We start from the raw sequence: 3,320 nt of genomic DNA on the forward strand, positions 1-3,320 counted from the left end.
CTTGGATTTCTCATTTCATTTTAGCTTCCCGAAAGCTATTCATCGGGTGATTTCCTCGCATACGCTCTGAACTTCCCGAATTCATCACGCTTTCATTTTGCTAAAATTTTATTCGAAATCCGATGCCATAAAAAAATGAAGAATTAGAAATTTAGAATTTAGAATTGTAAAGAGGCATTTTATTGTTTTCTCATTTCATTTTAAAAGAAACTTCAAAGCGGAGCGTAAGCCAAAAAGATAATAAAAAATAAATTTCTCTTGCTCTCATGCTGGAGCAACTTGCAGCGTTGTTGTCATTGTTGCGAGCGTCGTTTGTTTTACTGTCAGCATCAATTATTTTACGGTAAGCGTCGTTTATTTTACTGTCTGCGTTAATTATTTTACGGAGAGCATCAATTATTTTATTGTCAAAGGCAATAGTTTTACTGCGAGCCGCCATTTTTTTGTTGTCAGCGTTAATTATATTACTGTCAGCGTCGTTTATTTTACTGCGAACATCAATAATTTTATAGTCAGTGTTAATTATATTACTGTCAGCATCTATAATTTTGTTGTCAGAGGCAATAATTTTGCTGTGAGCATTATTTATTTTATGGTGAGAGGAGGTTATGATAGATAAAGCGTCGTCCGCGAAAGCGGCAGTAGGCTTCGCAATATGGACAGATATAAATAAAAGCGATACGCGCGCTATATCCATAAGTTTCAAAAAATTAATTTTTCAGCTTCTCACTTTTATAGGCTTATCATCGAAAAATAAAAATATTTCCTACATTTGCGGGATATGTCGGATGTAGTTATTTCAGTCGAAAACCTTGGAAAGCAGTACCGTTTAGGGAATGTTGGAACGGGCACTTTATCGAGCGATTTAAAACGCTGGTGGCATTTGGCACGCGGAAAGGAAGATCCATTTTTGAAAGTGGGGGAAGAAAACAATCGTGAAAAAAGAGGCAATAGCGATTATGTTTGGGCTTTAAAAGACATTAACTTCGAAGTAAAAAAAGGGGAAGTACTGGGAATTATCGGAAAAAATGGCGCTGGTAAATCTACCTTATTAAAAATATTATCGCGTACCACTACACCCACCACAGGCAATTTTAAAGTAAAAGGGCGAATCGCAAGTTTATTGGAAGTAGGAACAGGTTTTCATCCCGAATTAACGGGTCGAGAAAATATTTTTTTGAACGGCGCTATTCTCGGCATGACGAAAATTGAAATCAAAAATAAATTTGATGAGATTGTTGATTTCAGCGGCGTTGAAAGATACATTGATACGCCTGTAAAGCGTTACAGCAGCGGAATGTATGTTCGTTTGGCATTTGCCGTAGCGGCACATTTGGAAAGCGAAATTTTAATTTTGGATGAAGTATTGGCAGTTGGAGATGCTGAGTTTCAGAAGAAATGTTTGGGTAAAATGAAGGATGTAAGCGGTACGCATGGCAGAACCGTTTTGTTTGTGAGCCATAATTTAACTGCGGTAAAAACACTTTGTACAAGTGCTTTGTATTTAAAAAACGGAACGATTCATTTTGCCGGAAAAACGCAAGATGCTGTTGATCGCTATTTTGAATCTGCTCCCAAAACGGAAACAATGGGAATTATTCCAGATGCTTTTGAAAGGTACAATACAGGCGAAATAAAAATTCGGGAGATCGCGTTATTGGATAAAAACAAAAATACAGCAAATGAGGTTTTTTTTAGAAGTCCTATTGATTTAAGAATACGTATGGAGGCTTTTAAAAAAGTAGAAGATGCCCTGATAGATGTAAAAGTAGTTACCAAGGACGGCATAGTCATTACGCATTCGATGAATGACGGTAAAACATATAGTTTAGACAAAGGCAATCACGAGTTTGAAATTAAACTGGAAAATATCTTGCAACCCGGTTTGTATTCTTTATCCATTGGCGTTCATTACGCAACTGGATCTACGATTGATTACCTCGAAAGTATTTATGATTTCAGTATATTGAAAATTGCAAAAGGAGATGCATCGGATTCAAAGTGGGTGCATGGGTTTGTGCAATTGAATTCAACATGGGCTAAAACAAATTAAAAAAAAAGGAATACGATGGATTTAAAAAAGTCGAAAGTATTAGTTATTGGCGGAGCAGGTTTTATCGGAAGCTTTGTAGTAGCAGAACTATTAAAAGAAGACATTAGCGAAGTAGTTGTTTACGATAATTTCGCAAGAGGAAAAAAGGAATATTTAGAATCGTCTTTAAAAGATAAACGGTGTAAAATTTTTCCAATCGGTGGCGATATTAGAGAGATAGACATTTTAAACAAAGCGATGGAAGGGATGGATTATGTGATTTGTCTTGCGGCTATGTGGTTGTTGCATTGCAAAGATTTTCCGCGTACCGCCTTTGACGTAAATATTGCTGGTACTTTTAATGTATTGGAAGCGTGTGCAAAAAACAACATTAAAAAATTAATTTGGTCCTCTTCTGCTTCTGTCTATGGTGATGCTGTTGAACTCCCGATGACGGAAGCACATCCATTCAACAATAAAAATTTTTATGGAGCGTCAAAAATTGCTGGTGAAGCAATGGCAACGGCGTTTAATGATCGTTACGGCTTAAAAGTAATTGGATTGCGTTATATGAATGTATATGGCCCACACCAAGATCAAACAGCAGCCTATACAGGTGTTGTGCCTATTATGCTCAATAAAATTGATGCGAACGAAGCTCCAATTATTAACGGAGATGGCAGTCAGGCATACGACTTTATTTATGTAGAAGATGTAGCACGTTGCAATGTCTTAGCCTTGAAGTCAAAGGTAGATTTTGGATTTTACAATGTAGGGACAGAAGTCCAAACATCCATCAAAAAATTATGCGATTTGATTTTAGAATTAAAAAAATCGAATTTAAAAGTTACCTATAAACCTTACAGCGCAGATGATGCAAGAGCATTGGTGCAAAATCGAATTGGCTCAGCAGTTAAGGCAGAAAAAGAAATCGGATTTAAGTATAAATACACATTGGAAGAAGGCCTTTTACGATTAGTCGCTTGGAGAGAAGAGAACAAATTCAAAGAAATTATAGCATGATAATGGAAAAAAGAATGATACCTATTTCGCTTCCTTCTATGGGACAGGAAGAATGGGAAGCAACGAAAGAACCTATTTTTTCGGGTTGGGTTACGCAAGGTCCTAAAGTAGCAGAGTTCGAAAAATTATTTGCGAAACGCCATAAAGTGAAACACGCCATTGCAGTTTCTAACTGCACTACGGCTTTGCACTTAGCTTTAGTAGCTTTAGGTATTAAAGCAGGAGATGAAGTGATTGTTCCCGCATTTACATGGGTTTCAACTGC

Annotated in this window: 4 protein-coding genes; 3 read left to right on the forward strand and 1 reads right to left on the reverse strand. The window is 36.7% G+C overall.

What is annotated here, in order from left to right; genetic code table 11:
- Window positions 1-190 precede the first annotated feature (190 nt).
- Window positions 191-697 carry a hypothetical protein gene (locus tag ABIZ51_11320; protein MEO7089372.1) on the reverse strand — a complete coding sequence of 169 codons (507 nt, stop codon included), beginning with the start codon at window positions 695-697 and terminating at the stop codon, window positions 191-193.
- A gap of 84 nt (window positions 698-781) precedes the next feature.
- Between ABIZ51_11320 and ABIZ51_11325 the strand changes: the two genes are divergently transcribed.
- The 3 genes from ABIZ51_11325 to ABIZ51_11335 form a co-directional block, all read left to right on the forward strand.
- A complete protein-coding gene (locus ABIZ51_11325) occupies window positions 782-2,053 on the forward strand; it encodes an ABC transporter ATP-binding protein (protein MEO7089373.1) in 1,272 nt (423 codons plus the stop codon).
- 15 nt (window positions 2,054-2,068) lie between these two features.
- A complete protein-coding gene (locus ABIZ51_11330) occupies window positions 2,069-3,055 on the forward strand; it encodes an SDR family NAD(P)-dependent oxidoreductase (GenBank protein ID MEO7089374.1) in 987 nt (328 codons plus the stop codon).
- Window positions 3,052-3,320 (forward strand): aminotransferase class I/II-fold pyridoxal phosphate-dependent enzyme (locus tag ABIZ51_11335; protein MEO7089375.1); only part of this gene is annotated, 269 nt, incomplete at its 3' end. The genes ABIZ51_11330 and ABIZ51_11335, both read left to right, overlap by 4 nt.

This window comes from Bacteroidia bacterium, from assembly GCA_039924845.1.
Taxonomy (GTDB): domain Bacteria; phylum Bacteroidota; class Bacteroidia; order DATLTG01; family DATLTG01; genus DATLTG01.

What these genes read in the sequence shown, in the direction of transcription:
- ABIZ51_11320 (MEO7089372.1), bottom strand. Translation starts at nt 697, where the DNA reads ATGGATATAGCGCGCGTATCGCTTTTATTTATATCTGTCCATATTGCG.
- ABIZ51_11325 (MEO7089373.1), top strand. Translation starts at nt 782, where the DNA reads ATGTCGGATGTAGTTATTTCAGTCGAAAACCTTGGAAAGCAGTACCGT.
- ABIZ51_11330 (MEO7089374.1), top strand. Translation starts at nt 2,069, where the DNA reads ATGGATTTAAAAAAGTCGAAAGTATTAGTTATTGGCGGAGCAGGTTTT.